Annotated in this window: 21 protein-coding genes and 1 tRNA gene; 13 read left to right on the forward strand and 9 right to left on the reverse strand. The window is 43.0% G+C overall.

Features of this window, described 5'->3' with window-relative positions; all coding sequences use genetic code 11:
* Window positions 1-15: 15 nt before the first annotated feature.
* From ACM5QX_RS04675 to ACM5QX_RS04690, 4 genes are all read left to right on the forward strand, one after another.
* Complete coding sequence (locus tag ACM5QX_RS04675; RefSeq protein WP_414752583.1) at window positions 16-723, forward strand: hypothetical protein; 708 nt, start codon at window positions 16-18, stop codon at window positions 721-723.
* 106 nt (window positions 724-829) lie between these two features.
* Window positions 830-3,142 carry a heavy metal translocating P-type ATPase gene (locus ACM5QX_RS04680; RefSeq protein WP_414752584.1) on the forward strand — a complete coding sequence of 771 codons (2,313 nt, stop codon included), beginning with the start codon at window positions 830-832 and terminating at the stop codon, window positions 3,140-3,142.
* A 74-nt stretch (window positions 3,143-3,216) separates the two neighbouring features.
* Entirely contained in the window at window positions 3,217-3,519 is a 303-nt protein-coding gene (locus ACM5QX_RS04685; RefSeq protein ID WP_190570538.1) for a DUF5132 domain-containing protein, read from the forward strand.
* A gap of 471 nt (window positions 3,520-3,990) precedes the next feature.
* Complete coding sequence (locus tag ACM5QX_RS04690) at window positions 3,991-4,578, forward strand: HMA2 domain-containing protein (protein ID WP_414752585.1); 588 nt, start codon at window positions 3,991-3,993, stop codon at window positions 4,576-4,578.
* A gap of 97 nt (window positions 4,579-4,675) precedes the next feature.
* Here ACM5QX_RS04690 and ACM5QX_RS04695 read toward each other — a convergent pair whose 3' ends face one another.
* On the reverse strand, window positions 4,676-5,491 hold the full coding sequence (locus ACM5QX_RS04695) for a carbon-nitrogen hydrolase family protein (protein ID WP_414752586.1): 816 nt from the start codon (window positions 5,489-5,491) through the stop codon (window positions 4,676-4,678).
* Window positions 5,492-5,738: 247 nt separating this feature from the next.
* Here ACM5QX_RS04695 and ACM5QX_RS04700 point away from each other — a divergent pair, with 247 nt between their 5' ends.
* Window positions 5,739-6,332: a MarC family protein gene (locus ACM5QX_RS04700; protein ID WP_011321710.1), complete on the forward strand. Its 594-nt coding sequence runs from the start codon at window positions 5,739-5,741 to the stop codon at window positions 6,330-6,332.
* Window positions 6,333-6,589: 257 nt separating this feature from the next.
* On the opposite strand, the gene ACM5QX_RS04705 is transcribed toward ACM5QX_RS04700, so the two are convergent.
* The 3 genes from ACM5QX_RS04705 to ACM5QX_RS04715 all read right to left on the reverse strand — a co-directional run bounded on the left by ACM5QX_RS04705 (window position 6,590) and on the right by ACM5QX_RS04715 (window position 9,975).
* Window positions 6,590-7,240, reverse strand: coding sequence for a sigma-70 family RNA polymerase sigma factor (locus ACM5QX_RS04705; RefSeq protein WP_414752587.1), 651 nt, complete (start codon window positions 7,238-7,240; stop codon window positions 6,590-6,592).
* A gap of 298 nt (window positions 7,241-7,538) precedes the next feature.
* Window positions 7,539-8,684, reverse strand: a complete 1,146-nt coding sequence (locus ACM5QX_RS04710) for an alanine--glyoxylate aminotransferase family protein (RefSeq protein ID WP_414752588.1) — start codon at window positions 8,682-8,684, stop codon at window positions 7,539-7,541.
* Window positions 8,685-8,895: 211 nt separating this feature from the next.
* On the reverse strand, window positions 8,896-9,975 hold the full coding sequence (locus ACM5QX_RS04715) for a glycosyltransferase family 4 protein (protein ID WP_414752589.1): 1,080 nt from the start codon (window positions 9,973-9,975) through the stop codon (window positions 8,896-8,898).
* A 625-nt stretch (window positions 9,976-10,600) separates the two neighbouring features.
* Between ACM5QX_RS04715 and ACM5QX_RS04720 the strand changes: the two genes are divergently transcribed.
* The 3 genes from ACM5QX_RS04720 (at window position 10,601) to ACM5QX_RS04730 (ending at window position 14,693) form a co-directional block, all read left to right on the forward strand.
* The gene (locus ACM5QX_RS04720; protein WP_414752590.1) at window positions 10,601-11,326 is read left to right on the forward strand and encodes an ABC transporter permease; all 726 of its coding nucleotides are present in this window, start codon (window positions 10,601-10,603) and stop codon (window positions 11,324-11,326) included.
* A gap of 387 nt (window positions 11,327-11,713) precedes the next feature.
* Window positions 11,714-13,564: an SUMF1/EgtB/PvdO family nonheme iron enzyme gene (locus ACM5QX_RS04725; protein WP_414752591.1), complete on the forward strand. Its 1,851-nt coding sequence runs from the start codon at window positions 11,714-11,716 to the stop codon at window positions 13,562-13,564.
* A gap of 187 nt (window positions 13,565-13,751) precedes the next feature.
* Window positions 13,752-14,693, forward strand: coding sequence for an ADP-ribosylglycohydrolase family protein (locus tag ACM5QX_RS04730; RefSeq protein WP_414752593.1), 942 nt, complete (start codon window positions 13,752-13,754; stop codon window positions 14,691-14,693).
* A 120-nt stretch (window positions 14,694-14,813) separates the two neighbouring features.
* Here the strand turns inward: ACM5QX_RS04730 and ACM5QX_RS04735 are convergent, their stop codons facing one another.
* The 3 genes from ACM5QX_RS04735 to ACM5QX_RS04745 form a co-directional block, all read right to left on the reverse strand.
* Window positions 14,814-16,085 (reverse strand): hypothetical protein, encoded by a 1,272-nt coding sequence (locus ACM5QX_RS04735; protein ID WP_414752594.1) that lies wholly within the window; start codon window positions 16,083-16,085, stop codon window positions 14,814-14,816.
* 18 nt (window positions 16,086-16,103) lie between these two features.
* Complete coding sequence (locus ACM5QX_RS04740; RefSeq protein WP_414752595.1) at window positions 16,104-16,961, reverse strand: hypothetical protein; 858 nt, start codon at window positions 16,959-16,961, stop codon at window positions 16,104-16,106.
* A 176-nt stretch (window positions 16,962-17,137) separates the two neighbouring features.
* Window positions 17,138-17,797, reverse strand: a complete 660-nt coding sequence (locus tag ACM5QX_RS04745) for an Npun_F0813 family protein (protein WP_414752596.1) — start codon at window positions 17,795-17,797, stop codon at window positions 17,138-17,140.
* A gap of 364 nt (window positions 17,798-18,161) precedes the next feature.
* Between ACM5QX_RS04745 and ACM5QX_RS04750 the strand changes: the two genes are divergently transcribed.
* Both ACM5QX_RS04750 and ACM5QX_RS04755 read left to right on the forward strand, forming a co-directional pair.
* A tRNA-Arg gene (locus ACM5QX_RS04750) sits at window positions 18,162-18,234 on the forward strand.
* Window positions 18,235-18,312: 78 nt separating this feature from the next.
* Window positions 18,313-18,966 (forward strand): group I intron-associated PD-(D/E)XK endonuclease, encoded by a 654-nt coding sequence (locus tag ACM5QX_RS04755; protein WP_414752597.1) that lies wholly within the window; start codon window positions 18,313-18,315, stop codon window positions 18,964-18,966.
* A 116-nt stretch (window positions 18,967-19,082) separates the two neighbouring features.
* Here the strand turns inward: ACM5QX_RS04755 and ACM5QX_RS04760 are convergent, their stop codons facing one another.
* Entirely contained in the window at window positions 19,083-20,795 is a 1,713-nt protein-coding gene (locus tag ACM5QX_RS04760; RefSeq protein ID WP_414752645.1) for a DUF1565 domain-containing protein, read from the reverse strand.
* Between the two features lie 416 nt (window positions 20,796-21,211).
* On the opposite strand from ACM5QX_RS04760, the gene ACM5QX_RS04765 reads away from it, so the two are divergent.
* Together ACM5QX_RS04765 and thiS are read left to right on the forward strand one after the other, a co-directional pair.
* On the forward strand, window positions 21,212-22,318 hold the full coding sequence (locus ACM5QX_RS04765) for a thiamine phosphate synthase (RefSeq protein ID WP_414752646.1): 1,107 nt from the start codon (window positions 21,212-21,214) through the stop codon (window positions 22,316-22,318).
* 98 nt (window positions 22,319-22,416) lie between these two features.
* The gene (thiS, locus tag ACM5QX_RS04770) at window positions 22,417-22,629 is read left to right on the forward strand and encodes a sulfur carrier protein ThiS (RefSeq protein WP_011321696.1); all 213 of its coding nucleotides are present in this window, start codon (window positions 22,417-22,419) and stop codon (window positions 22,627-22,629) included.
* 15 nt (window positions 22,630-22,644) lie between these two features.
* Here the strand turns inward: thiS and ACM5QX_RS04775 are convergent, their stop codons facing one another.
* Window positions 22,645-23,892 (reverse strand): glycosyltransferase family 4 protein, encoded by a 1,248-nt coding sequence (locus ACM5QX_RS04775; protein WP_414752598.1) that lies wholly within the window; start codon window positions 23,890-23,892, stop codon window positions 22,645-22,647.
* A gap of 1,058 nt (window positions 23,893-24,950) precedes the next feature.
* Between ACM5QX_RS04775 and ACM5QX_RS04780 the strand changes: the two genes are divergently transcribed.
* Complete coding sequence (locus tag ACM5QX_RS04780; protein WP_414752599.1) at window positions 24,951-25,928, forward strand: DUF1517 domain-containing protein; 978 nt, start codon at window positions 24,951-24,953, stop codon at window positions 25,926-25,928.
* The last annotated feature ends 302 nt before the right edge of the window (window positions 25,929-26,230 follow it).

Consider the following 26,230-nt stretch of genomic DNA (forward strand, 5'->3'; position numbering starts at 1 on the left):
AATGGAGGAATCAAAATGGATGATTCTGCATCCTCATCATCAGATGCTGTCCCGCGACCGCCGCGCCACAATTGCACACATCCCATAAAAGTATTTTATAGTGTTACCTACGCCCTACCCGGACAAGTAGCATTTTGTATTCCGCGAATTAGTGAAGATCCAAACTACTTGCAACATCTACAAAGGTTGTTAGCAAAGGAAACAGGGATTACCACGGAGGAAGTTAATCTCGCTACAGGGTCTTTAGCAATTGCTTACCAGTCTGGACTAATGTCTGATATTGAGATGCGAGACCATCTAGCTGGTCTAATTCAGGCTGCTGATATGACGGATGATACAGAATTAACACCTAAATCACCAGTCATAGAACCAGTAACTTCATCCTCTCCCCCTCAGTCTGTCACTCATTCACAACCAACTGAGCAACAAATAAAAGTAGCTCATAGCGTTGTTCATGCGATCCCTGGACGAGTGCGGTTTCATGTCCCGCAAGTCGCTACAGATCCAGCTTACGTCCAACGTTTAGAAGCTTTACTTCAATCAGACCCAGTAGTGATCAGTGAGCGAATTAATCGGGAGGCTGCTTCTGTGGTGATTATTTACAAACCAGGAAAAGTACAAAGGCCAAAACAGCAATTGCAAAGTATTTTCGCAGTCGCAGTTGCACACTTTTCCAGTCTGATTCAATCTGCGGCAACTGCCAAGATATCCAGTCGTGTATAAAAGCAAATCTGCATTCTCTCAGGGTCAGAGGCTAGATGTGCATTTGTCTTCCTCCCCAGCAGTTTCCAAAAAACAAGCTTATCCAACATATTTTGAGATTTAAGAAATGGCAAAAATGACAGTTCAACTAGCGTCGCTTCCTGTGAAAGAGTCTTATTTGACATTGGAAGAAAAGAGTGGGGAAGTATCTATAACTTCCCTACCTTACAAGACTGTAGGGGAACAAAACAGCAGAGTAGCGATAACTTCTGCTCAAGTACAATCCTCTAAGAAAATTCCCCATGTCACTTATAGTGTTGTCCATGCAATTCCGGGTAGGTTGCGGTTGCGTGTACCTCGCTTACGCAACGATCAAGACTATGGACAACGGTTGCAGACTTTACTGGAAGCTGATCCCCTGGTGACAACTGTCAAAATTAAGCCAGCAGCCGCATCCTTAGTTGTTAACTATAAAGCAAATGCTGTAACTGATGCCAAGATGCGATCGCGCCTTAGCTGTCTGATGATAGCTGCAAGTGATCCTGGGATCGTCTTGTTGAATCCCAAAAAAGCATCTCCACAAGAAGAGGAAAAGCCTTGGCCGGGAATGCAGCTTTCGGTTTTAGCCACTGGTTTGGCGGTGCTTGGGGGGCCTTTAGGGGTAGCGGTTCCACCAATTGTCACGGCGGGAACCATTGCTCTAGCAACCTTACCCGTCTTTAAAAGAGCAGTAGATGGAATTGTTAAGGAACGCAAGTTAAGTATAGACTTTTTAGATTTTATTGCGATCGCCATTACTACAGTCCAAGGTCAGTTTCTCACCCCATCCCTGATGCTGAGTCTAATTGAAATTGGGGAAAATATCCGCGATCGCACTGCTCGTTCTTCCAAAATGCAAACATTGGATCTCCTGGGTTCATTGGGTCAATTTGCTTGGGTAGAACGTGATGGTGAAAAGGTGCAAATCCCCATCCAACAAGTGTTACCAGGAGACACTGTGATTGTCTATCCAGGGGAACAAATACCCATAGATGGAACTATCCTTAGAGGTAAGGCTTTACTTGATGAACAGAAGCTAACAGGTGAATCTGTACCCATTTTGAAAAAGCAGGGACAGTCTGTATTTGCTTCAACCTTAGTACGAGAAGGACAAGTATATATTTTAGCTGAGCGCATCGGTAATGATACGCGAGCAGGGCAGAGTATCAAACTGATGGAAGAAGCCCCTGTCCACGATACTCGGATGGAAAATCACGCCACCAGAATCGCCGAAATTGCAGTAGTGCCAACATTGTTACTAGGGGCAGCCGTATTTGCCGTCACCCGTAACCCAGTCAGGGTTGCCAGCATTCTTACCCTCGACCTGTGTACAGGAATTCGCGTATCTATTCCCACAACTGTTTTAGCTGCTCTTTCCTATGCAGCACGGCAAGGGATACTCATCCGCAGTGGTCGCGCCTTAGAGCAGTTAGCAGAAATTGATACTATTGTATTTGATAAAACAGGCACACTCACCCAAGGGGAAGTCGCCGTAATTGGCGTTGATAGTTATAGTCCCGAAGTTGCCAACGATCGCATATTAGCGATCGCCGCCGCCGCCGAACAGCGTTTAACCCACCCAGTAGCCGAAGCTATAGTCCGCTATGCAGAAGCCCAACAAGTAGTGATCCCCAGCCGCCGTAAATGGGATTATAAACTCGGTTTGGGTGTGAAGGCAGAAATTGACGGTGAGACTGTTTACGTCGGTAGTGAGCGCTTTTTACGTCAGGAAGGCGTTGATATGGAAGCCCTCAACGGCAATGGACAAAAAGCCACATCAGTGATTTATGTCGCCAGCAACGGGAAACTTCAAGGTAAAATAAGATATAGTGATATTCTCCGCCCTGAGAGTCGAGAAGTAATTTCCCAACTCATGACGGTGGAAGGTGTGGAAGTCCATATGCTCACCGGCGATAACAAGCGTACGGCCATGACTGTGGCGGCAGAATTGGGAATTGCACCAGCACACACCCATGCAGAAGCTTTTCCCGAACAAAAAGCAACGGTAGTCCGTGGACTGCACGAACAAGGTAAGACGGTTGCATTTGTTGGGGATGGAATCAACGATTCGCCAGCTTTAGCCTACGCTGATGTTTCCGTGTCCTTTGCCCACGGTTCGGAAATCGCCCGTGAAACAGCCGATGTGGTGCTAATGCAGAATGACCTACATGGATTATTAGAAGCAATTGCGATCGCTCGTCAAGCCAAAAGTTTGATTCGCCAAAACACCGGCATCGTCGCTATCCCCAACTTGGGAGCCTTATTGGTAGCGGTGTTGTTCGGTCTCAACCCATTAGCAGCCACAGTAGTCAATAATGGCTCAACAATAGTTGCTGGAGTGAACGGTTTACGCCCCATCCTCAAGCAATCCCCAAAAAAAGCTCTCCCAGCAGAGAGATGAAATAGCTCATCTAGCTAAGTTAGCCTAGACAGCTTTCATACAAATTTTCAAACAAATTACTGGAGGAATTAATCATGCCTAAAATCACTGATTTAGTTGAAGAAGCCGGCGCACCTGGACTTATTGCAGGTATTGGCGCAGTACTGTTAGCACCCGTTCTCATTCCGGTTGTTGCAGGTATCGGTAAACCCATCGCCAAATCAATCATCAAAGGCAGTCTTGTAGCTTATGAAAAGAGCAAGGGAGCTTTTGCAGAACTGGGTGAAACCTGGGAAGATATCGTAGCTGAGGCTAAAGCTGAACTAGCAGAAGATAAGGAAACACCAGCATTTGAGGCTGCTAGCACTATCGATAGTTCCTCTGATAATGGCGTGTAGATTAGTCAATTTCGTTTCTATAGAAGCGATTTGATTTATCGAGATATTGATGAGATGGGTAATCTTCCCATCTCTAAAATTCCTCAATAATTAACCGCCGATGAAAGTCTTTGATATCTAGTTCCTATTGCCGAAACCTCATTAGTAGGGTGCGTCAGAGGGTTCAAGTGTTGTCAATAAACAGATTCTTGATATCTGACGCACCCTACACGACATATATCATGTGACACTTTCGTAAGTCCTAAAGATATTTATATTTGAGAAATTTGCTATTCAAGCACTAGTTTTATATAGGACTAGTATTTGATTTTTGAAATATAGGTAGGGTGGGCAATGCCCACCGTACGATGGTTGTGGTGGGCATTGCCCACCCTACAGATACTCAAATATTTTCAATAATCAAATCGGATTCCTATAGAACTTGTGAATAAACACTAATAATCAAGCAAGTATCAGTTTGGAGGGTGGCTCATGTTGACCAATAGTCATGGTAATCTCACGAAAATGCCAAAAGTTAAACAGAAAATCAACTTCAATACGCCATCCTTACCTATATCTACAAAAATTATTAGTGATACCCCAGGAAGATTAAGGTTGAGAATTGCTCACTGTCACCGTCAAGCGGAAACAATGGCACATATTGCTCATACATTAGACGCACAAGCTCATATTGACGAGGTGCGGACTAATGTCGATCATGGCAGTATTGTCATTAAATATAGTGACAAAAATGGCACCGTGGATGATGTCTTCGCAACCTTGAAAGATTTAGGAATTATTTTTGGCGAGATTACACAAGGTAGCACCGAAGCAGCGACGACAGTATCCAGTGCGGTTGTAGATTTGAATAAACGAGTCAGACAAGCAACCGATGGCGTTGTTGATATTCGTTTTCTTTTCCCCTTAGGACTTAGTATTTTGGCTGTGAGACAGCTAATTATTAAAGGTTTGCAATTTGAAATTATCCCCTGGTATGTGTTGGCTTGGTACTCTTTCGATAGTTTTATAAAACTGCATGGAATTACGCCACAAAAACCCAGTACTGAAACTGGGGAATAGGTATTGGCGACTGGGGACTGGGATAAATTAATAACTTCTCCTAATTTTTCTAGCCCCTAACCTCTAGCCTCTAAACCCTAACCCCTAACTTCTAAAATTAACTAAATACACGGTGTTGCAAGGAAGGCATTTGGCGACGGACTTGTTCTAGGCGTGAAGGGTTGATTTCGGCGATCGCAATTCCTGGTTTGTCCCCGGCATCAGCTAAAATTGTTCCCCAGGGATCGATAACCACAGCGTGTCCGTGGGTGAGGCGGCGACCGTAGTTATTACCTGTTTGAGCAGGTGCAATTACATAGGCTGTATTTTCAATAGCCCTGGCTTGCAGTAAAACTTGCCAGTGGTCTTTACCTGTAAAAGCAGTGAAAGCAGCAGGTATAAAAATGATATCTGTTCCCTTGTCTGATAGATGGCGGTAGAGTTCTGGGAAGCGGACATCGTAACAAATAGAAACGCCGATATTGCCTAAATGTTCTGAGAAATGGACAGGGGGTAATTGCTGACCGGCGACAACAGTGCTAGATTCGCGGTAAGTGTTACCATCAGGAACATTGACATCAAAAAGGTGTACTTTATTGTAGCGAGCAAGTTCTTCACCACTGGGACTGACGAGAATAGTGGTGTTATAGACTCTACCTGTATCACTTACTGGTACGGGGAAACTACCACCTAACAGAGTCACTTGGTAGCGCTGCGCCATTGTTTTAATAAAAATCTCACTTTCACGAGCGATCGCTTCTGCTTGAGCCAGTTTATCCTGTTCTTCACCCATAAAAGAAAAATTTTCTGGCAAACCCACTAACTCAGCACCCCGACGCACCGCCAGATCAATTAATTCTTCCGCTTGTGCCAAATTCTTGTGTAAATCAGGCACACTGGTCATTTGAATAGCAGCAGCTAAATAAGACTTCATAGACTTAAAAAAACAGTAGAGTTGTGTGAGATAGATACTTAAATATACCGTTAGTTGGGGGTATTGGGGGCTGGGGATTGGGTACTGGGTACTGGGGATTGGGGATTGGGGATTGGGTACTGACCACTGACAACCGACAACTGACCACTGACCACTGACAACTAACTATTCAATCATCCTACGGGCTATAGCCAACTGAACCCACTCAAGGTAAGTTGTTATCAAACTTTGATAAAAGCGCATTGCTGTGGATACATCTATTTTGATTCAAACTTTTATTGCTGTGTTCGTCTTAGCAGATGCGATAGGTAATATACCCATAGTTTTAGCTTTGACCAAGGGTATGGAACCGGAGGATAGGAATAGAGTAATTGATAAAGCGAGTATTGTGGCGATCGCAGTTCTATTACTATTTGCCTTTGGTGGTCAATATATTTTGACTTATTTAGAAATCAGCATGGCATCTTTACGGGTAGCTGGGGGGCTGTTGTTGCTGTTAATTGCTTTGCAAATGCTGCGGGGAGAATTGGAGACACCAACCATCGAAGAAGGAAGGGATGTGGCGATTACACCCTTGGCTTTACCATTGTTAGCCGGGCCGGGTACGCTAACAACAGTGATGTTATTCATGTCTAAATCCCAAAGTCCACATTTGGCTGTAGTGTTAGGGATTTTAGCGGCGATGTTTGTCACTTGGTTGATTTTGCGCTTGGCAAATCCCATAGAAAAACGGATTGGTTTAGAAGGCGGGGTAATTGTCACCCAGCTTTTAGGTTTCCTCTTGGCGGCATTGGCTGTGGAGATTGGTAGTACAGGGATTCGGGAGTTATTTTTGCAGTGAGATGATTCTTTACTTATGGGTAATTAAGAATACGTTCTTAGGACTTACGCACACGGTTTGTCTGTTGAGAACGGGTGTAAGGGTGTAGGGGTGTAAGGGTGTAAGGGTTTCAAACATTTATACACACCAGTTTGCTCAAGTCGGGAAAACCTCCCACTCAACTGGCTCCCCTATACCCCTATACTCTTCTCCAAACCCTTGATATTTCGTTTTCATGCGTAAGTCCTAGTTCTTATCAATCACCCATTATTAATATTTCAAATTAAACCTTCCGACTCGGCAAATTTCCGTAACCGTGGCAGACACTGACGCTGATAAAAACTACTCAATGTAGGAATTGCCAGCCCAAATTGCTCAGACAATTCTTTCCAACTTACTTCCGGAGGTAAGCGCTTGAGAATTAACACCTGACAGTTTACATCAGGACGGCCTTTCACATGAGTAGCGCGCAGTTCTCCGCTCAAATCCCTCTTTACCCAAGTTTCCAACTCTTCCAAAATTGGTGGTGTTTCAGGAGTAGCAGCCAAATTCTCTACAGGGTCAATAACATCACTGCTCTCACCTGATTTAGATTGGCGAATTCTTAAAGGAACTGTTGTTGCTTGTTCTTTATTTTGGTTGATATAAAAGTCTTGTAATCTACGTCTAAGATAGGCATTCAGCCAGGTAATCACAGTACCATAAGTAGGGTCATATTTTTGTCCTGTCAACCCTTCACAAACGTTGCGACAAAAGTACAGCCAAGTTTGTTGCAGTGCATCTTGATAGTAGGGAGTGTATTCCTTCCAAAGTTTACGGGAAGTCAAGCGAATAATTTGCGTGAGCAGCTTTTGACGCTGAGGGCTTCCGGGTGGATGTCCACAGGCTTGAGCAACTAAGGAGCGTAGCTGTTCATCAAATTCAACCATAATTGTCTTGGAGAAGAAAGCAAGAAAGCGTTACAACCAGCAAGAATATATTATTATTAAGCGTCACAATCCTCCAGAGGATAGCTCTGTATCGTAATGTTATCTCTGAAATAAAAAGAGTAAGCATAAATAAGTAATAAGCACTGAGTGAATTAGGAAACTCGCTCAGTACTTATGTAGCAGTTATCAGAATTTAGGGGTGTGAACAAAATATTTCCCCCTAAAACATTTAGTAAAATCCTTTGTAGCTAAACTCAGACTTTTAGCCCAAGTTGAGGACTTACAAAGAATTTTGACCCTAACGTAAAACTTGCTCTAAAGCTGGAATCAGTTGGTCAACACTTTCTTTGCGGCTATTGAAACCCATTAGCCCCACACGCCAGACTTTACCTGCTAATTCGCCTAAACCACCGCCAACTTCAATGTTATGTTTATTGAGTAACTGACGGGCGACTGCTTTACCATCCACTCCGTCGGGAATACGGACTGTTGTGAGGGTTGGTAGTCTGTATTCTTTCTCAACGTGCAGACTTAAGCCTATATCTTCTAATCTTTCCCACAAATATTCTACGTTCTTTTGATGACGTTGCCAGCAGTTTGCTAATCCTTCCTGGGCAATTAAACGCAACGCTTCCCGCAAAGCATAATACAAATTAATCGGGGCTGTATGGTGATAAACTCGCTCACTACCCCAATACTTACCCAGCAAGTTCATGTCTAAATACCAATTCGCCACTTTGGTGCGTCGCCGTTGCAACTTCTCAATAGCACGGGAACTCATGGTAAAAGGCGAAGCGCCAGGAGAACAACCTAGACCTTTCTGACTGCAACTGTAGGCTAAATCTACTCCCCACCCATCCAAAAAGATAGGGACACCACCCAAGCTAGTAACTGTATCTACTAATAACAGAGTGCCAAATTCTCGACACAACTCACCCACCCCTTCCAAGGGTTGACGTGCGCCTGTGGAAGTTTCTGCATGAACTAAAGCCAAAATTGCCGGACGATTGTTTTCTAAAGCTGTGCGGAGTTCTTCCAGTGAGAAAACTTGTCCCCAAGGTTTGGAAATTGTGCGGACATCTGCGCCATAGCGTCCGGCCATATCCACAAGACGATTACCAAAATAACCAGCTACACCAATTAATACTACGTCACCGGGTTCTACAGCATTGGCGATGGTTGCTTCCATTGCAGCTGTCCCCGTACCACTCACAGCAATGGTGAGGGGGTTTTCTGTTTGCCATACATAGCGCAGCAAGGATTGAATTTCATCCATCAGTGCGAGGAAAGCCGGGTCAAGATGTCCCACTGGTGAAACATTCATCGCTTGCAAGACTGCGGGATGGGCGTTTGATGGCCCAGGCCCCAACAGCAAACGGGAGGGAACTTCTAAAGGTTCCAGTTGTAAACGTTGATTGTCATTGATTGAGATTATCTGCGTCATAACGATCGCCTATATACCACTTACCGCATCATAAAGCGATCGCATCACCCATGTTTTATAAGTCTAGAGAATTATTTTCCTCTGTGGAGTTGGTAATTGGTAATGGGTAATCATCAAAAATCATTAGCATTACCAACCAAACCAACTCAAGAAGCTTTTGCTGTTACGTTATCACCCTTGACATGAGCAGGTATAAAGATTCAGCCATGTTCTATACTTTACTCAAAGCAACTGTACTCCGGTGATGCCCATTATTAGCAAAGCGCTGTTGCAGAATTTGTCGATAAACTTCTTCATAGCCGTTGGTCATGGCTTGCAGGCTAAAACGGTTCTGCACATACTCCCGACAAGTATAGCGGTCTAAATCTGCAACTTTGGCGATCGCACTCACGCACTCTTCCACATTACTGCACAGGAAGCCTGTTTTGCCGTGGGCAATTACCTCTGTAGTGGAACCAAGATTCATCGCAATCACAGGCGTACCTGATGCCATTGACTCAACCATTACTAATCCGAATGGTTCTCTCCAAGTAATCGGGAATAAGGTGGCAACTGCACCTCCCATCAATACATTTTTTTGTGTGTGGTCTGCTTCACCTAAATATTCAATTTGCTTACCATCAATTAATGGTTTAACTTCTTTTTCAAAATATTCCACATCAACAACGTCTACTTTACCTGCCATTTTTAAATGCCAGCCAGCTTTCTTGGCAATTTCTATTGCTAGATGTGTACCTTTTTCTGGAGATATTCGACCTAAAAATGCTAAATATGGTGGTTCATCCGGTTGGGGATAAAATTTATAACTATTAACATCAATGCCGTTGTAGACTGTTCCCACATAATTAAGTCCTAATCTCAGATCCCGTTGTGCATCAGAAATACTCACAAAAGGCTCTGTTTTGGCATATCTAAACATTTTTTCGTTGTCAGGGGTAAAAATGCCGTGTAGAGTGTGAACAGTGGGGGTTTTGACTAACTTTGTGTAAGGTAATGATGCACAACCCATGTGTGAATGAATGATATCAAACTCATCTGCACGCTCGTATACTGTGCTTAGTTGGAGCATTTCATAAATGCCGTATTCCTTAACACTGGAATCAAGCCTTAGCGCACGGGGATGAACTGATACTAGGTTTGCTAAACTGATAGAATCTCCCGATGCAAACAGAGTAACTTCGTGTCCACGTCGGACTAACTCATCTGTTAATAACCCCACTACTAACTCTATACCGCCGTACGCAGGCGGGGGTACTCTCTCCCATAATGGGGCTACCTGAGCAATTCGCATCACAAACCTCCTACAAACTAAGATTTGAATTAGGTGTGTTGGTCTTTTGTTTCAAGAGTGCCTGATAGACAATTAAATTTGCACTAGAAACTACTTCTTAACACCAATTTTAAAATTAACTGCCTCATCATCTTATGCTTTATATTCTTAATTCCTTGTCTATCTTAGTAGGGAAATCTTCCCATTCCCAAGAGATGATTTTTGTTCTATGATTAATTAGTTTGTTGCATTTAATAAATTATCAAATATAATTTATTGGACTAATTAAACTCAATAGCTCGAAAGTATTCAAGTAATTTTCCCCTTTATCTGAGTAAAAACCCAAGAAATTAGCAATTTTATAGTTTTTACTATTTCCTGCACCAATATTTAAAGTATTTGCTACTATTTACTTGTTTATCCTCTTATTTACTAAACTAAGCTAGCAGTTATGTATTTGTGAAATGAGATAATTCTTTAAGCCTATGGCTGAAATTTCGGCTACGATATTGACGTTTCATATCGAGTGGAATATATTTTAGGCTTGGTAATCTTAATAGATCACAAAAACGTGAATATTTCTCCATCTCACAATAAACCGCTTGTCTCATGGCAGGCGGTTTTCTCCGTACTCATATTTATATTCATGTACCTACCTATCCTGGTACTGGGATTTTATAGCTTCAATAAATCACCTTACAGTGCAACTTGGCAAGGCTTCACCCTTGATTGGTATTACCAGCTATTAGGTGACGATCGCATCTTATCAGCTTTGAAAAATAGTTTGCTGGTTGCCTGTAGTGCCGTCGGTATTTCTGCCGTATTAGGAACTTTAATGGCTGTGGGTTTGGCGCGTTATCAGTTTCCTGGCAAAAATTTGTATCGTGGCGTTGCTTATCTACCATTAATTATTCCCGATATTGCGATCGCTGTTGCCACTCTCGTCTTTCTCGCTACCTTCGCCATCCCCCTCAGCTTATGGACGATTGTCGCTGCCCATGTGGTATTTTGTATAGCTTATATCGCTTTAGTAGTTTCATCACGACTGACAAATTTAGACCCCCACTTAGAAGAAGCTGCACTTGATTTAGGCGCTACACCAATACAAGCATTTCTGCAAGTATTACTACCACAATTAATGCCAGGAATTGTTGCTGGCTGTCTACTAGCATTTGTTCTTAGTCTAGATGACTTTCTCATTGCTAGTTTTACCTCAGGTAGCGGTTACAACACTCTGCCAATGGAAATTTTTAGTCGGATTAGAACTGGTGTTAAACCTGATATTAATGCTCTCAGTGTTTTACTAATTTTTCTATCGGCAATTGTTGCCTTTATAGCAGAATCAATTCGCTCCTTAGGAGAACGAAAATAAACAAAATATAAACACACTTGACAAACTCAATTATTTAATTCTAATATTATTTTAGAAATAAATATCTGTTAACTCGTGCATTGTCCGCAGGTGAATGAAAATAAATATAAGTTTGTAGTCATGGCTTTATTCCTAGTTACTATTACTCTGGGTAATTAATTGCTATCTACGAACTATAATTTTATTCGCACTAGCTTACTCACCTTACAAATGTATCTTCACAAACTACCCAGTAACGAGTAACAGATTAACTCAATAAATTCATCTGTATTTGCCGTTTAAGTATTTATACAGGTGAAAATTATTAATATTTATTTGTCTAGATATCCCTTTTCAATTCGATAATATTGGGGCTAAGTTTGGACAAGATGCTACTATCCCTTCGTTATGCAAATCTGCCAAAATCCCAATTGTTCAAACCCATTCAATCCTGATGGCAATAGATTTTGCATGAGTTGCGGACAAAGCAACTTTGGCAAACTACTAAGAAATCGCTACCGCGTACTAGGACTATTAGGTGAAGGTGGATTCAGCAAAACCTACGCAGCTGAAGACGCAGATAGACTAGATGCACCTTGTGTCATCAAACAATTCTTTCCACAAATTCAAGGAACCGGACAGCGCAGTAAAGCGGCAGAATTCTTTAAAGAAGAAGCCTTCCGGCTGTATGAACTTGGAGAAAATCACACTCAAATTCCGAGGTTATTAGCTTACTTTGAACAAGGTTCTAGCTTATATCTTGTTCAAGAGTTTATTAAAGGACTAACACTTTTACAAGAAGTCCAACAAGAACCCTTTAATGAAGAAAAAATTCGGCAACTGTTAATTGATTTATTACCAGTTCTCGATTTTATTCATTTTCATCAAGTTATCCACCGAGATATTAAACCAGAAAATATTATTCGCCGTGATGGTGATGGCAAATTAGTATTAATTGATTTTGGTGGTGCTAAACAAGTTACCCAAACTAGTATAGCTAGACAAGCAACAGCTATTTATACCATTGGTTATGCACCAACAGAGCAAATGGCAGGATTCGCTTGTCATGCTAGTGATTTATATGCTTTGGGTGTTACTTGTGTTAGGTTATTAACCCAATGCCTACCGCAACAAAATCCTTACGGACATATTGATGATGGTCTTTATGATCCCATGAATGGTAAATGGTTATGGCAAGAATATTCACAGGACAGAGGCATCACAATTAGTGAAAATTTAAGTCAAATTTTAGATAAATTACTTAAGCATTTACCTAGTGAAAGATATCAATCAGCCGCCGAAGTCCTCCATGATTTACAAGTATCCACAGCCATAGTTGAAGAAACTCAAATTCTGCCAAATACTCAAACAACATTAGTCCCATTAGCACCAGTAACACAAAGAACAAAACGGCCATTACCTCCCCTACAAACCTTTGAATATGAGGTAGTTACAGTAGATACAGCCGGTCGAATTGTGAACCGCGATCGCACTAATACCCAAATTTTGGTAGAACAATTAAACAAAGATATCACCCTAGAAATGGTGTCAATTCCTGGCGGTGCATACCTGATGGGTTCGCCCAACTTTGAAGGCGATGCCGACGAACGCCCCCAACACCAAGTAGCGATCGCCCCCTTTTTCATGGGAAAATATCCCGTAACTCAAGCACAGTGGCGAGCTGTGGCTGGCTTACCCAAAATTAAACAAGCCTTAAATCCCTACCCCTCAAAATACAAAGGTCAAAATCGACCAGTAGAAAACGTCTCTTGGCACGAAGTTTTAGAATTTTGTGCTAGACTCTCCGAAAAAACCGGACGGGAATATCGCCTACCCAGCGAAGCCGAATGGGAATATGCTTGTCGTGCTGGAACAACTACATCTTTTCACTTTGGCGAAACCATCACCCCCGATTTAGCCAACTTCAGCGACGGCGATATTCACAATCTTGAAGCCAAAACCAGATACCGCAAAGAAACTACAGATGTCGGCAACTTTCGCGTAGCCAATGCCTTTGGATTGTACGATATGCACGGACTAGTCTGGGAATGGTGTGCCGACCCTTGGCACAATAACTACAACGGCGCACCAACCGACGGTAGTGTATGGGAAGCAGGTGGTGATATATATCGCCGAGTGTTGCGTGGCGGTTCCTGGAACTTTGCCGCAGAACTTTGCCGCAGCGCCAGCCGCAGTTGGAATGAGTCAGACGGCGGCTTAAGGATATGCGGTTTTCGGGTAGTATTTTCCGCAGGGTAATTGGTAAGCCCCAAGTCCCCACCCAATCCCCAATCCCCAGTCCCCAATCCCTAATCCCCAATCCCCAGTCCCCAATCCCTAATCCCCAATCCCCAGTCTCCAATCCCCGCCTTGTAACAACTATGGCAACAAGCTTTTGAGGAAATCTATAAAGTAGATTTTTGATCATCTGCATGGAGATTAGATAATGCTAACCGCGCCAAAAACTTTATCTGGTTTGATGGGTTTATGTGTCGGTGATGCGTTGGGTGTGCCGGTGGAGTTTACTAGCCGCACCGAACTAGCTAAATCTCCGGTGACAAAGATGCAAGGCTACGGCACATGGAACCAACCCCCAGGAACTTGGTCTGATGACAGTTCGCTGACGTTTTGCCTGGCAGAAAGTCTATGTAGAGGCTATTCATTAGATGCGATCGCTCATTCTTTTTGGCGTTGGTACAAACAAGCTTACTGGACACCCCGTGGGGAAATCTTCGGTATTGGTGAAAGCACTCATGCCGTAATTATGCGTCTCAAGCAGGGAATTTCCCCGTTACACGCCGGGGGAATTAGTGAAATGAGCAATGGTAACGGTTCTTTGATGAGAATTTTACCGATGGCTTATTGCCATAAAAATTTACCTTTTGGTGAGTTAATTCAGCGTGTACATGAGGTTTCTGGTATTACCCACGCTCATCGTCGTTCCCAAATGGCCTGCGGTATTTACATTAGTATTGCCGTGGAGATCCTCAAAGGGGCTGATCTGCCCACAGCTTATTTACAAGGGCTAGAAAATATCCACAAAATCTATTCATCTGAGGAATATATTCGAGAACACCCGCATTTTCAGCGCATCCTCAGCCGGGAAATTGCCCAGTTATCAGCAGAGAAAATCAATTCTGGTGGTTATGTAATTGACACCTTAGAAGCGTCCCTGTGGTGTTTGTTAAATACTTCTTCTTACTCCGAGGCTGTGCTGAAAGCTGTGAATTTGGGAGGGCATACAGACACAACGGCGGCGGTAACAGGGGGGTTAGCGGGGATTTACTACGGAATCGAATGTATTCCCCAACAATGGGTAAATCAAATTGCTCGGAAACAAGACATCATTAACTTGGCGAATCGTTTTGCGGCGGCTGTTTATTTGTAGTTAGGGGTGTAGGGGTATGAGGGTGTAGGGGTATGAGGGTATATGTAAAACCCCAAACAGTGTCGAATCACTTGGATTTAGATTTTATCCGTTAATTCTTTCCCCTACACCCCTACACCCCTAAACCAGAGACAAAGAATAAACCTGACCATCAATTAACAGCCTGGTGATACCCTTCGCTTGCAGATGGGTGCGGGCTTTATGCAGCATTCTGCTGTCAGGGACTTTAATCACGCGATCGCGCTTGGTAGAAAAGCGTTTAGCCACACGGTGATTATCAAATATCGGTAGGGTTCTTTGCTGAGTTTCTAGACTAGGAATTTGCCCCAAATCACCAAAGTCTTTGAGTGGTCTGGTAATTAACTCCGAGGAGCGATCAATAACCAAATAGCAGGTCTTGGGCAAAGATGCCACAGATAGGGGCAGGACTTGCACTGCGGCATCCCCAAATCTTCTTCTGGTAACTAGAGGTCTTGCTTCCTCTAAGTCGTCTTCCTCGTCCTCGTAGTCTTCTTCATCTAAATCGTCGTCTAAGTCCTCCTCTAGATCATCTAAATCCTCGGATTCGTCTAGTAAGTCTTCACCAAGCATTTCGGCGATTACCTGCGGTGGAGCATAACCCATCGGTGTTACTTCCGCCGTTTCATCTTCTAGCAACGGACTGGAAATACTGATAATTTCCTGGGGTTTCCCTACCGGAATTTCCAATTGCCGTGCTATGGGTTCCCTGTCTTCTTCCTCCGAGGCAGAACGTCGCCGCACCCTTCTAATGACTGGGGTTGGTTTTTCTTCTTCCTCAGGAAAGAACTCTGGTTTGGCTTGCCGTACCTTTCTAATAACTGGGGTTGGTTTTTCTTCTTCCTCAGGAAAGAACTCTGGTTTGGCTTGCCGCGCCTTTCTAATAACTGGGGTTGGTTTCTCTTCTTCAGGTAAAGGTGCTGGCTTGGCTTGCCGTCCCCTTCTAATTACAGGGGTTGGTTTTTCCTCCTCTGCCAACAAAGGTTGGGGTTTTTCTTCCGGCAGAGGTGCCGGTTTAGCTTGCCGTCCCTTTCTAATGACTGGGGTTGGCTTGTCTTCTACCCGTGAAGGTTCCGGTTTTGTGATTGGCTCTGGTAACTCAACCTTCTGAGTGCTGATGACCGGGGCTTCCTCTGGTTGAACGACAAAAGGAATTTGGTCGTAACTGACTTGCGCTCTGCCTTCAGGAGTCCTAGCGGCACGTTTCAAAGAAACGAGGAATTCGTACTCATCTTCAGGCAAGGTACTTTTGAGCAGACGGCTAATTGTGGAATTACTCACGTCATAGCGTTCTGCTAAGGTTGAGGTCGTTTCAGCAGTTTCTCGATATAGCTTGAGAATTTCTTGTTTGTCAGAATTTGTTAGTTTTCTCACGGTAGATACCAATCTTTTCTATGCTCGTTTTCTTCCGCGCTCCCGCCGAGTCCGGCTTAATGATGCGTCATATTCTAGGGCAGCGCCCATACCAAATAACACTCCACTAAACACCCAAAACACTTCTAGTATTTCTCCACTTTGATAATTGGGACCTTGAGCGTATTTAAACCACATATCTGCAATGTAGAGCGAAAAGGCGGCCGCCGCAATCATTCTCCAGGATTGGGAAACACGTCCTCCCCAAAAAGCTAGTAATAGGGTGGTGGCGATGATTAATAGCAATACGTCGCTGACGATGTAAAACCAATTCAAAATCGTGACTATTGTTTCTTGTGAGCCTGTTGCTTGTTGGATAGAAATCCACCATGCCAATAAACTCCCGAATACTCCAATTGCCAAGACAATGAGCCATTGCCATTTTTCCAGATTAATTCGCCTGGTAGCTACTGCTAAAATCATGCCTACGCCTAGAGATACATAACTTAATACAAAAAACACGTCGCCAATAGAAGCATCCGGTTCTTCTTTTAAAACTATTTCTGTATAGCCAAAAAATATCCCCCCCAGGAAATAAGAAATCATACCTATGGCGATCGCTAGCCACACATTACGACTACTCACAATTTGTGGACTCCGCCAATTCCGCAAGCACAATATCCCCGCATTTAGGTAAGCTAAGGCTTCAAAAATATTTGTCCCTAGTACATACCATTCTGCCCGACTTTCGACACCATCTGCTCCTGGGATCTTGGCACTGAATAACAAAAAGTATAACAGTGCCAGTACACCCCAACCAATGCTAGCTAAAACGATGTTCTGGGTAGTGAACAAGGATTTAACAGTTTGAGGCGAATTCTTGTAAGAACTATTCATAAGGTTTAACTAAATGCACTCTGGTAAGATTTTGTTGTGCAAGAACTTGTAGAGGGGATTGGGGACTGGGTATTAGGAAGTAATTATTCTTGATTCCTACCTCAGGACTCAGCACCCAGCACTTTTTTGTTTTCCCCACAACTGCCAATAGTTACTTTTTTTCTACAAGTTTTATGCTATTGCCACAGTTTACTCAGTGAAGATTGATTTAGCCAAGATATAAAGAGCGATCGCTCACCTTCTGGCATATCTTGTAACTTATCGGCTACTTGGCAAGCAAAGTTGGCGTTACCAAAATATGTTTTCCCCAGCTTATGTAGTTCTTGCAAGAAGCTGGTCACATGATTTTCCTTCCAGGCGGGGAGTTTGGCGGATTCCAAAGGATTAGTTTTCACCCAATGCTTGACTGCTTCAATAGAAGCAGTTTCTGGAAACTGCTGTTGTCGCATGACTTCAGCGATATCTTTTTCAAATAGTGCAGCTTGTTTTGTACCTAAAAAATCTTCAATATCCATATGGACGGATTGGAACAGCAAAATACTCGCCTGAACAAACACCCCATTTTTATTATGGCCACCAGTATCATTACCTAGTTGGTCTAAGCGTACCTTACCCCAAACGCTAAAGCGATCCGGTTCTTCCAGCAAGACACAAGCTTTACCCCGATTATCGGTTAATTCTCTCCACAAGGCTCTAGCCTCTTCCTCTTGTCCAGCCTTGAATACGCTAATCAAGCGAAAAGTCTGCCCCTGATAATGGAGGATCGGCACTTGCTGATCCTTTTTTGGGTGCTGAATGCTTGATATTTCAACATCCTGCCGTTTCAAAATAAACATGGCACTAGCAAATAACTCCTCACAGGGGCTTTGTAGATAAGCGATTTATAGTCTGATTTAGCAGTATCGCCAAGAGTGCGATTACTTACGTGATGTGGGTGGAATCAGACTAGTGCTTGTAAAAGAATTTACTTTAGACTAACTGAACCAGTCAGTTTCCAACTCAACACGCAAATAACTGCCCATTGACCACACAATATAGCTAATCAATAGCCAGTTTGCCGCATTTTTAATCTAAATCAACTAACTGGCGACTAGCATCTTAGCCTTGCGATCTGTAAATCTGCAATTTTTTGTTTGCTTCTTATGAAAGAAAACGATATAATTACCTGGATAACTCCTATGGGAGCCTGAGTATTAACTTGGGCGCGTAGCTCAGTGGATAGAGCCACGGATTTCTAATCCGTTGGTCGCAGGTTCGAACCCTGCCGCGCTCGTTTTAGCTAAGAGTAAACTCTCCCTAAGTTACTGTATGATATATTACTCAATATGCTGAGATGTTGGGTATTTTATAGATGCACCACACGAAAGATAAGGGTGATTTGGCAGCAGCTAAAGTGATAGCCGATTTAGTTGAGAAAGAATACTCAGTTTTTGTACCAGTGGTAACTGAACACGCACCCTTCGATTTAATTGCCTACAAAGACGGCAAATGTTACAGAATTCAAGCCAAATATACCAGCACAGGCATTCTCAAAAATAAAACTAATTGGGCGGATAAGAATGGTTGTCATGAGAGAAAGTACAACTCTGATGACTTTGACTTCTACGGGGTTTATTTGCCAGATATAAATCAAGTAGTCTATCCATCCATCAAGTTTGGTGGATGTGGAATTAGAACAAAACCGCCTAAATCTCCTAATCCCTTTTACTGGTGGGAAGATTTCACAGATTTTACTGAAGAAGCGCCTAAGCGAACCTATAAGGAGTTTGGGGTTGATTTGACAACTAGGAAGGTGAACCTAGAAGCCAGAGTTCTTACGAGAAAAGTTGTCAGGCCGTCTAAGGAAGAATTAGAAAAGTTGGTGTGGGAAAAGCCAACAGCGCAAATCGGTAAAGATTTTGGTGTGTCAGATAAATCTGTGGAAAAGTGGTGTAAGGCTTATGGGATAGACAAGCCGCCCAGAGGATATTGGGCGAAGCAGAGGAGGGCTGTTAGTAACTCGTAATTAATGTGTGCCGCCTTTGGAATATTGCTTGGTGTTGATGATGGTAGAGGACATGGGCTAATTGCCCTTGCCCTCTACTCAGTTTTTATACGTAGTTTTTAGCCCAAATGTGGTAATTAATTTAATGGCTCTACAATGGTTCTTAAGCCACTACTATTGAGAACTCTTAGCATTTCATCAGCATTACTGCGATCGCTAAAAACTCCCACTTGAATCACCCTGCGACCTTGCCAGAAGGTGGAAAATGCCCCAGGAGCCAAAAATTTCACTAATTCTTGCTCTCTGTCATTTGTGGCTTCTACTACCACGCGATAGCGTACAGAGTTGCCACTGGTGGCTGATAAATAATTACCACCAAAACCCGTTGTATTAGCTTGAGGTGCTGCTATCTTGGGCAAGTTGCGGGTGTCACCCAGGGGAATATTACCAGCAGGTACAGGCAAAATACTAGTATCACTAACTCTTGATTGGGGGGGTACATTCAAGGGTGGTACTTGAGTATTGACGATTTGCTCTGGTTGTTCGGGTTGGGGTGCGACAAACTCAATGGTGTTGGGGTCAATCTGCACGTAATTTAACTGTGCTGTCTGTGTCCTCGTTGTGGCTACGGGGGGGAAATTAGTTGTAGAAATGGCGGGAATATTTCCTGGTATATTTTGGTTTGTGACTCGTTCGGGAATCGGGGCTGGTGGTTGTTGATTGTATCTAGGTACAGTCAAGGGCGCATCAGCTGATACTAGTGCTGGTAATTGGCTATTACCTTGGCTACGAACCACAGACTTACTTGGTTTATTGGTAGTATTAGATACATTAGGAGCAGTAAATATAACTTCCCTCTCATTAGGGATGGTTGGCAGCGCACGGTTGGATACGGCAGTAGGCGGGGCATTATTAGCCACGGGTGCATCTTGGGCGTTGAGGGCTACCTTACCAGTAATTCGTTTGCTGTCAATTGTATTACCAACTGCGGCGATCGCCTGTTTAGCTGCACTAGCATTAATGTCATGACGGGCATTGTTGCGAAATTCATTACCACCTGATTCAGTAGCATTACCTAAATCCGGCATTGCTTGAGCGATCGCCACTACGCCATCTTCTTTACTACCTTGAATTAAATTATTCCGTAAAATCGGGCGAGCATTAGCTTGAACGATGATTCCTGCACGATTATTTTGAATTTGATTACTCACCAACATTGGCACGGCATTTTGGGCGACATTGATGCCAAAACCAGTTTCCTCAAACACATTTTCTCGCACCTGGGCGGGGGAATTACCACCAATAGTGATACCGTTAGCTCCGTTACGGTAAAAATAGTTTTTGGTGATTGTGGTAGCACTGTTACCAGTCACAGAAATACCATCTTGGGTATTGCCTGTAAAAGTATTTTCACTAATGACTGGATTACTCGATTCAACCCATAAACCATAACCACGGGGATTGGTATTTGTAATTGTCACCCCTGTTAGGCTTGCTTGATTAGCACCAACGATGGCGACATTTTGCCCTCCAAAACTGCGACTGAGAAACAGTCCTCCGCCCTGAATTTTAACTTCCTGCCCTTTGTTACTGGTGTTTCCCTGAATCGAAACACCTGGTTTGAGCATTAAAGGGAACGTCTCCCCTGTTTCCACACTGTAATTACCCGGTGTCAGTTTAATTACTGTACCAGGGCTGGCTACTTTCAGTGCTTGGGTAATAGTCCTCAAAGGTGTATTTTCACCACCATTACCTACTGTGTCATCCCCGGCACTTGGGTTGACAAAGAGTACATTAACCTGAGACATTGTTCTTTCACTGAGGGGCATCTGCTCTGCTACAGGCGGCATCTGAGCAATAACACTGCCAGGGATAGTACCCAGCACGGTTATACTGCATACTGCCAGAGTAGATAGTATAGACAGGCTAGAAACCGCATACCTTGCTAATTCCAGGGAAGTTGGCTTAACTTGCAAGGTGTCTAATGGATGATATTTAAACAAAATGGGGGAAACCAATTCACACCACTCCTTAGAACTAATAATAAAGTTTCATACTCGCAATATTCAGTATGTCGATTATGTTATCCGCTATATTGACCTATTGGCTATTTTGAATACAAAGTAATTAATAAAGGGATTGGGGACTGGGGAAAGCAGGGGGCAGGGGAGAAGAAACTTCTCTAATACCCAATACCCAATCCCCGATACCCAATCCCAGATACCCAATCCCTATGCAAATCCTTGATGCGAGAAACATTGCAAATATGAAAGAGGCTGGCTATTACGATGAAAGCATCACTAATGGGGTAGTTGTAATGGTAGAACCATACAGCCAACAAAAGCAAATCCAGCAGGTTGTTTACCGTATATTAGATGCTAATTTAGACCGCGCTCGTGAAGGGTTGCGAATTATTGAAGAATGGTGTCGCTTTGGGTTGAATAGCGGCCAGTTGGCAGGGGAATGTAAGTACTTGCGCCAAGAGGTGGCTGTTTGGCACACAGAAGAATTGCGAGCAGCAAGAGATACAGCAGGTGATCCTGGCACTGATTTGAGCCATCCACATGAGGAACAGCGTTCTAGTATTAAGGCGTTGTTACAAGCTAACTTTTGTCGTGTGGAAGAAGCTTTGCGGGTGTTGGAGGAATACGGTAAGCTTTATCACCCGAAAATGGGACAGGCTTGTAAGCAGATGCGATATCGAGTTTATAGCCTGGAAACTAATTTGATGGGTCATCAGCGCCATCAACTGCTACGGCGATCGCGTTTATATCTGGTCACTTCCCCATCGGAAAGTTTGTTGCCAACGGTGGAAGCTGCTCTCAAGGGTGGCTTGACATTGTTACAATATCGTGACAAGGACGCTGATGATTCTGTGCGTTTGGAACTGGCGACGAAACTCCGCCAACTCTGTCACAGCTACGGTGCTTTATTTATTATCAATGACAGAGTGGACTTGGCTCTGGCTGTGGATGCTGATGGTGTGCATTTAGGTCAGCAAGATATGCCGATCGCTACTGCTAGGCAATTACTAGGCCCCCAACGTCTTATCGGTCGTTCTACTACCAATGCTGATGAAATGCAAAGGGCGATCGCTGAAGGTGCAGACTATATAGGTGTAGGGCCTGTATACGAAACTCCCACCAAAGTAGGTAAGGCGGCGGCTGGTTTAGGATATGTGAGTTATGCAGCTCAAAATAGTTCGGTTCCCTGGTTTGCTATTGGGGGCATTGATGCCAATAATATCAATGATGTGATTGATGCAGGAGCTGAAAGAGTGGCGGTAGTGCGATCGCTCATGCAGGCGGAACAACCTACCCTAGTCACACAATATTTGATTTCTCAACTCCATCGCATTCAGCCAGAAAGTTAATCAACTGACAATTTAAAGCTTATCAAGACATCTGGCAGCCAATTGGTAAAAGATGTCTAATTTTTGTGTATGTTAATTACGACTTACGAATTATTCTTATGTCTAATCCAATTACCTTACAAGTAAATGGGGAAACCCATAATTGCTCATCTCAAACTCCCTTACCCGATTTACTCCAACAATTGGGGTTCAATCCCCGATTAGTGGCGGTTGAGTATAATGGGGAAATTTTACATCGCCAGTTCTGGGAACAGACTCAAGTACAATCAGGCGATCGCTTAGAGGTAGTGACAATTGTCGGTGGTGGTTAGTTGTAACTTTAGCCCCTAGCTTCTCACCCCTTGCCCAAGGTATAACGAACGGTGTAAGGTTTTGCGCTTGGCTAATTCTTTACCCTGACGACCGAGTTGTTCACGCAATTGCTGATTTTGGCACAATTGTTTAAATGCTTGAAAAACTTCGTAACCAGACTTGGGATTTACCAGCAAGCCATTTTCTTCATGGCGTACCGTATCAATTAAGGACGGGTGACGAGAAGCAATTACAGGTTTACCAAAATAGCTAGCTTCTAAGTAGACAATACCACATCCTTCTAATCGGCTAGCTGGAGTATTTGACAAAGTGAGCATGGCAAATATATCACAAGCTGCGTAATAACCTGCTAATTCTCGATTGTTTACATACCCGGCAAAGTGTACCCGCTTATCTACACGCAACCTCTCTGCTAAGGCTTTTAGTTCAGACTCACAAGGACCTTGACCACAGATGATGTAATGAACATCTACACCAATTGTTAAAAGTAGTGGTAGGTTTTCAATAACACGGTCAAAGCCTTTTTGTTTGACTAAGCGCCCTACGGAAAGAATGACTATGGCACTTTGGGGGATATTATAAGCTTGACGCAGGCGATCGCCTAAGGTGGGTAGAATGCCATCACCTAATTCATCTAGACTCTGGCTATTGCTTCCCAGTCCAAATTTTTCTGGTCTAACTACTGGATGGATAACGTGGGTAGGGGTTTGTAACCGGAAGGTATTTCTCAGATAATCTTGGGTTAAGGAATTGTTACACACAATGCCTTCAGCTCGTGACAGTGTTAACTTAAAGAGCGATCGCCATACAGGATTGTCTACAACGCTACCAAGGTCATTACCGTGTAAGTAAATAAAGAAGCGTATGGGTAAGATATAGCTTAATAATAGGAGTGATGGGAAGTTATAGCCATGTCCCCATTCAATATAGCGGTAGTGATAACGAAAATAAAGTTTGAGCGCCAGAACAAATGGTGCAATCAAATTAAACAAAGGTTGTAGACAACTTCCTAAAAAACCACCAAGCCAGTATTTAGGGTTAGGCCAGCGATATACAGGAAATTTTTGTGCTTGGTCAAACACTTTATCACCTCTACAACTAGCTGCCAGAACTATTACTTGTTCTGGATCTTGAAGACAGCGATTGTAGAGATATTCCCCAATTACAGCTTCTTTAGGCAAGAAAAAACGCGATATTACTAAGATATTTGGGGATGCAGTCGTGTCTCTGATTTTTGTAGCCAGTTGCGAGATATGTTCCATGTTAAGTTGAATGAAGTTAATTCAAATAAGTTGTATTAGTTCAAACTGCAACTAAAGCAAAATAATGAGTGTGAGCTTGCTTGTTGTGATCAAAGCTAGGAGTTACTACATTTATACCTACATGAGCTAGTACTTACTTGTAACCGAAAATCACTGTTATGGTTAATACATCTTTTTACAGGAATTAGCCGTAAAAGTAGTAGATTTACTGAAATAAATGCTGGTTTTGTATCTAATTTTCTCCCCTTTTTTCTATTTAGCCAACGGTTAGCCTCAAAAATCTCAGTATTTACAGATTTTTTTAATAAAATTTTACAAACTGTAATTAACTCAATGCCAGCTAAAAAGCGTGTATTTTTGTGTTATTCCATACTTTCTATCCTAAATGCAAAGGATTTGAGAGTTAGGGTATAACTCTATTTTAAAAGAGAGAATATGGATATCTATTTATTAATTTGATGAAGTATTTATTAATTAAATATTTTATTTATTGCATTGATTTTTTGTAAAAAAAAACTGTCAGCAAAAAACATTTATAGAACAAAAATATAATAATCTGATTCGTATGACTAAATAAAAAACTGACACAAAAACTACTAAAATTATCTTCTATTCAAATAATATCTTGAGAACATGATAACATCATGCCAAAATGCCTCATGTTATGAAGTTAGAGGGAGATTTTTGTTTACAAAAACATATTGTGGGCATGGGTAATAAGTAATTGGTAATTGGTTATGATTTTTTACCCCTGCCCCTCCGCAATTGATCCCCTGGCTGTTCCTCTTTTCCGATATTAATTCTTAATTCATCCCAAAGTTCACTTAAAGGGGGTAACTTTTGAGGTACGGTTATCTACTACAGAAATCCCCCCTGGGTTTGCTGCCCAGCCAAGACAAGACGCGATAGATTGAATATGTAGCCAAGGAGTACACCGAGCTACTGCCAATCATAAAAATCGCTGACTGAATTACTGGCTGGCATCACATAAGCACCGTCATGCTTCCACCAAAGATAACAATGAAATAAGTAATATCGTTTTTCAAGCGAATGTGACTATGCCTAAAAAACTACTACAAAGCATCAAACCTTTCTTAAAAACCGTCTTTACCCTGGGGCTAGTATTGGTGTTGGCGTTAGGAAACGCCGATGGCGCGTTAGCAGCTCGCAGTGGTGGACGAATCGGTGGTGGTTCCTTTAGAGCGCCTTCTAGCCGCACCTATTCACCACGTTACGCACCACCAGGTGGTGGATATGGTTATTCTCCCTACCCCGGTGGTGGCTTTGGCTTTCCCTTCTTGCTGCCTTTATGGGGTATAGGGGGAGGATTTGGCGGTTTATTTGGCATTTTAATATTTTTTGCGATCGCTAATTTCCTAGTACAAACCTTCCGTCGTGTCTCTAGTGGTGAAGTCAGCGAAGATGTTGGCTACAACAGCAACCCCACCGTTACCGTGACTCGCTTGCAAGTTGGCTTGTTAGCGCAAGCGCGAGATTTGCAACCAGAACTTAACCACATCGCGGAAACGGCTGATACCAATTCCCCTACAGGACGTACAGAAGTACTGCAAGAAGCCAGCCTAGCTTTGCTGCGTCACCCTGAATATTGGGTATATGCAGGTGTTGGTACACAACAGGCGAAGTTAAATTCGGCAGAATCTCAATTTAACCGCCTAGCACTAGCAGAACGTAGTAAATTCAGCGAAGAAACCCTGTCTAACGTCAACAACCAGCTAAAAGCAGCCCGGACTAAAGATGCTTTACCTGGGGCTGATGAAATAGATAATCCCACCCGTCTAATTACAGAAGGCCCTGGCGAATATATTATCGTCACCTTGTTGGCGGCGACATTGGGTAAGTTTGAACTCCCTGCTGTTAATAGTTCTGATGACTTGCGCCAAGCCTTACGGCAAATTGGTAGCATTCCGGCTGAACAACTTTTAGCATTTGAAGTTTTGTGGACACCACAAGCTGAAGGCGATACTCTCACTTCTGATGATTTGTTTGCTGAGTATCCTGATTTGAAACTGGTGTAAGCAACTTCTAATACCAATTCTCTATGAAGTTGCGCCAAATAGATGATGTAGAGACGTTGCATGCAACGTCTCTACTAATAAGGGCTGTTAACTGTCAACAGCCCTCACGATGGATTTTGCAACTCAAAAGTAGAACAGCTTACTCATTACTCATTACTCACAAATACAAAAAGCTGGTTTAATTAGGTGTAGAATCACTGACTAAGTCGGCTTTTCGCCGTGTTAAAATTGAGGTATTATTCATATTTCCGACCGGATTACCGGGAAACTATCAGCCGCAAAAATGCCCCTAATTTGCTGCT

Source organism: Anabaena sp. CCY 9910 (assembly GCF_963920875.1).
Taxonomy (GTDB): domain Bacteria; phylum Cyanobacteriota; class Cyanobacteriia; order Cyanobacteriales; family Nostocaceae; genus Trichormus; species Trichormus variabilis.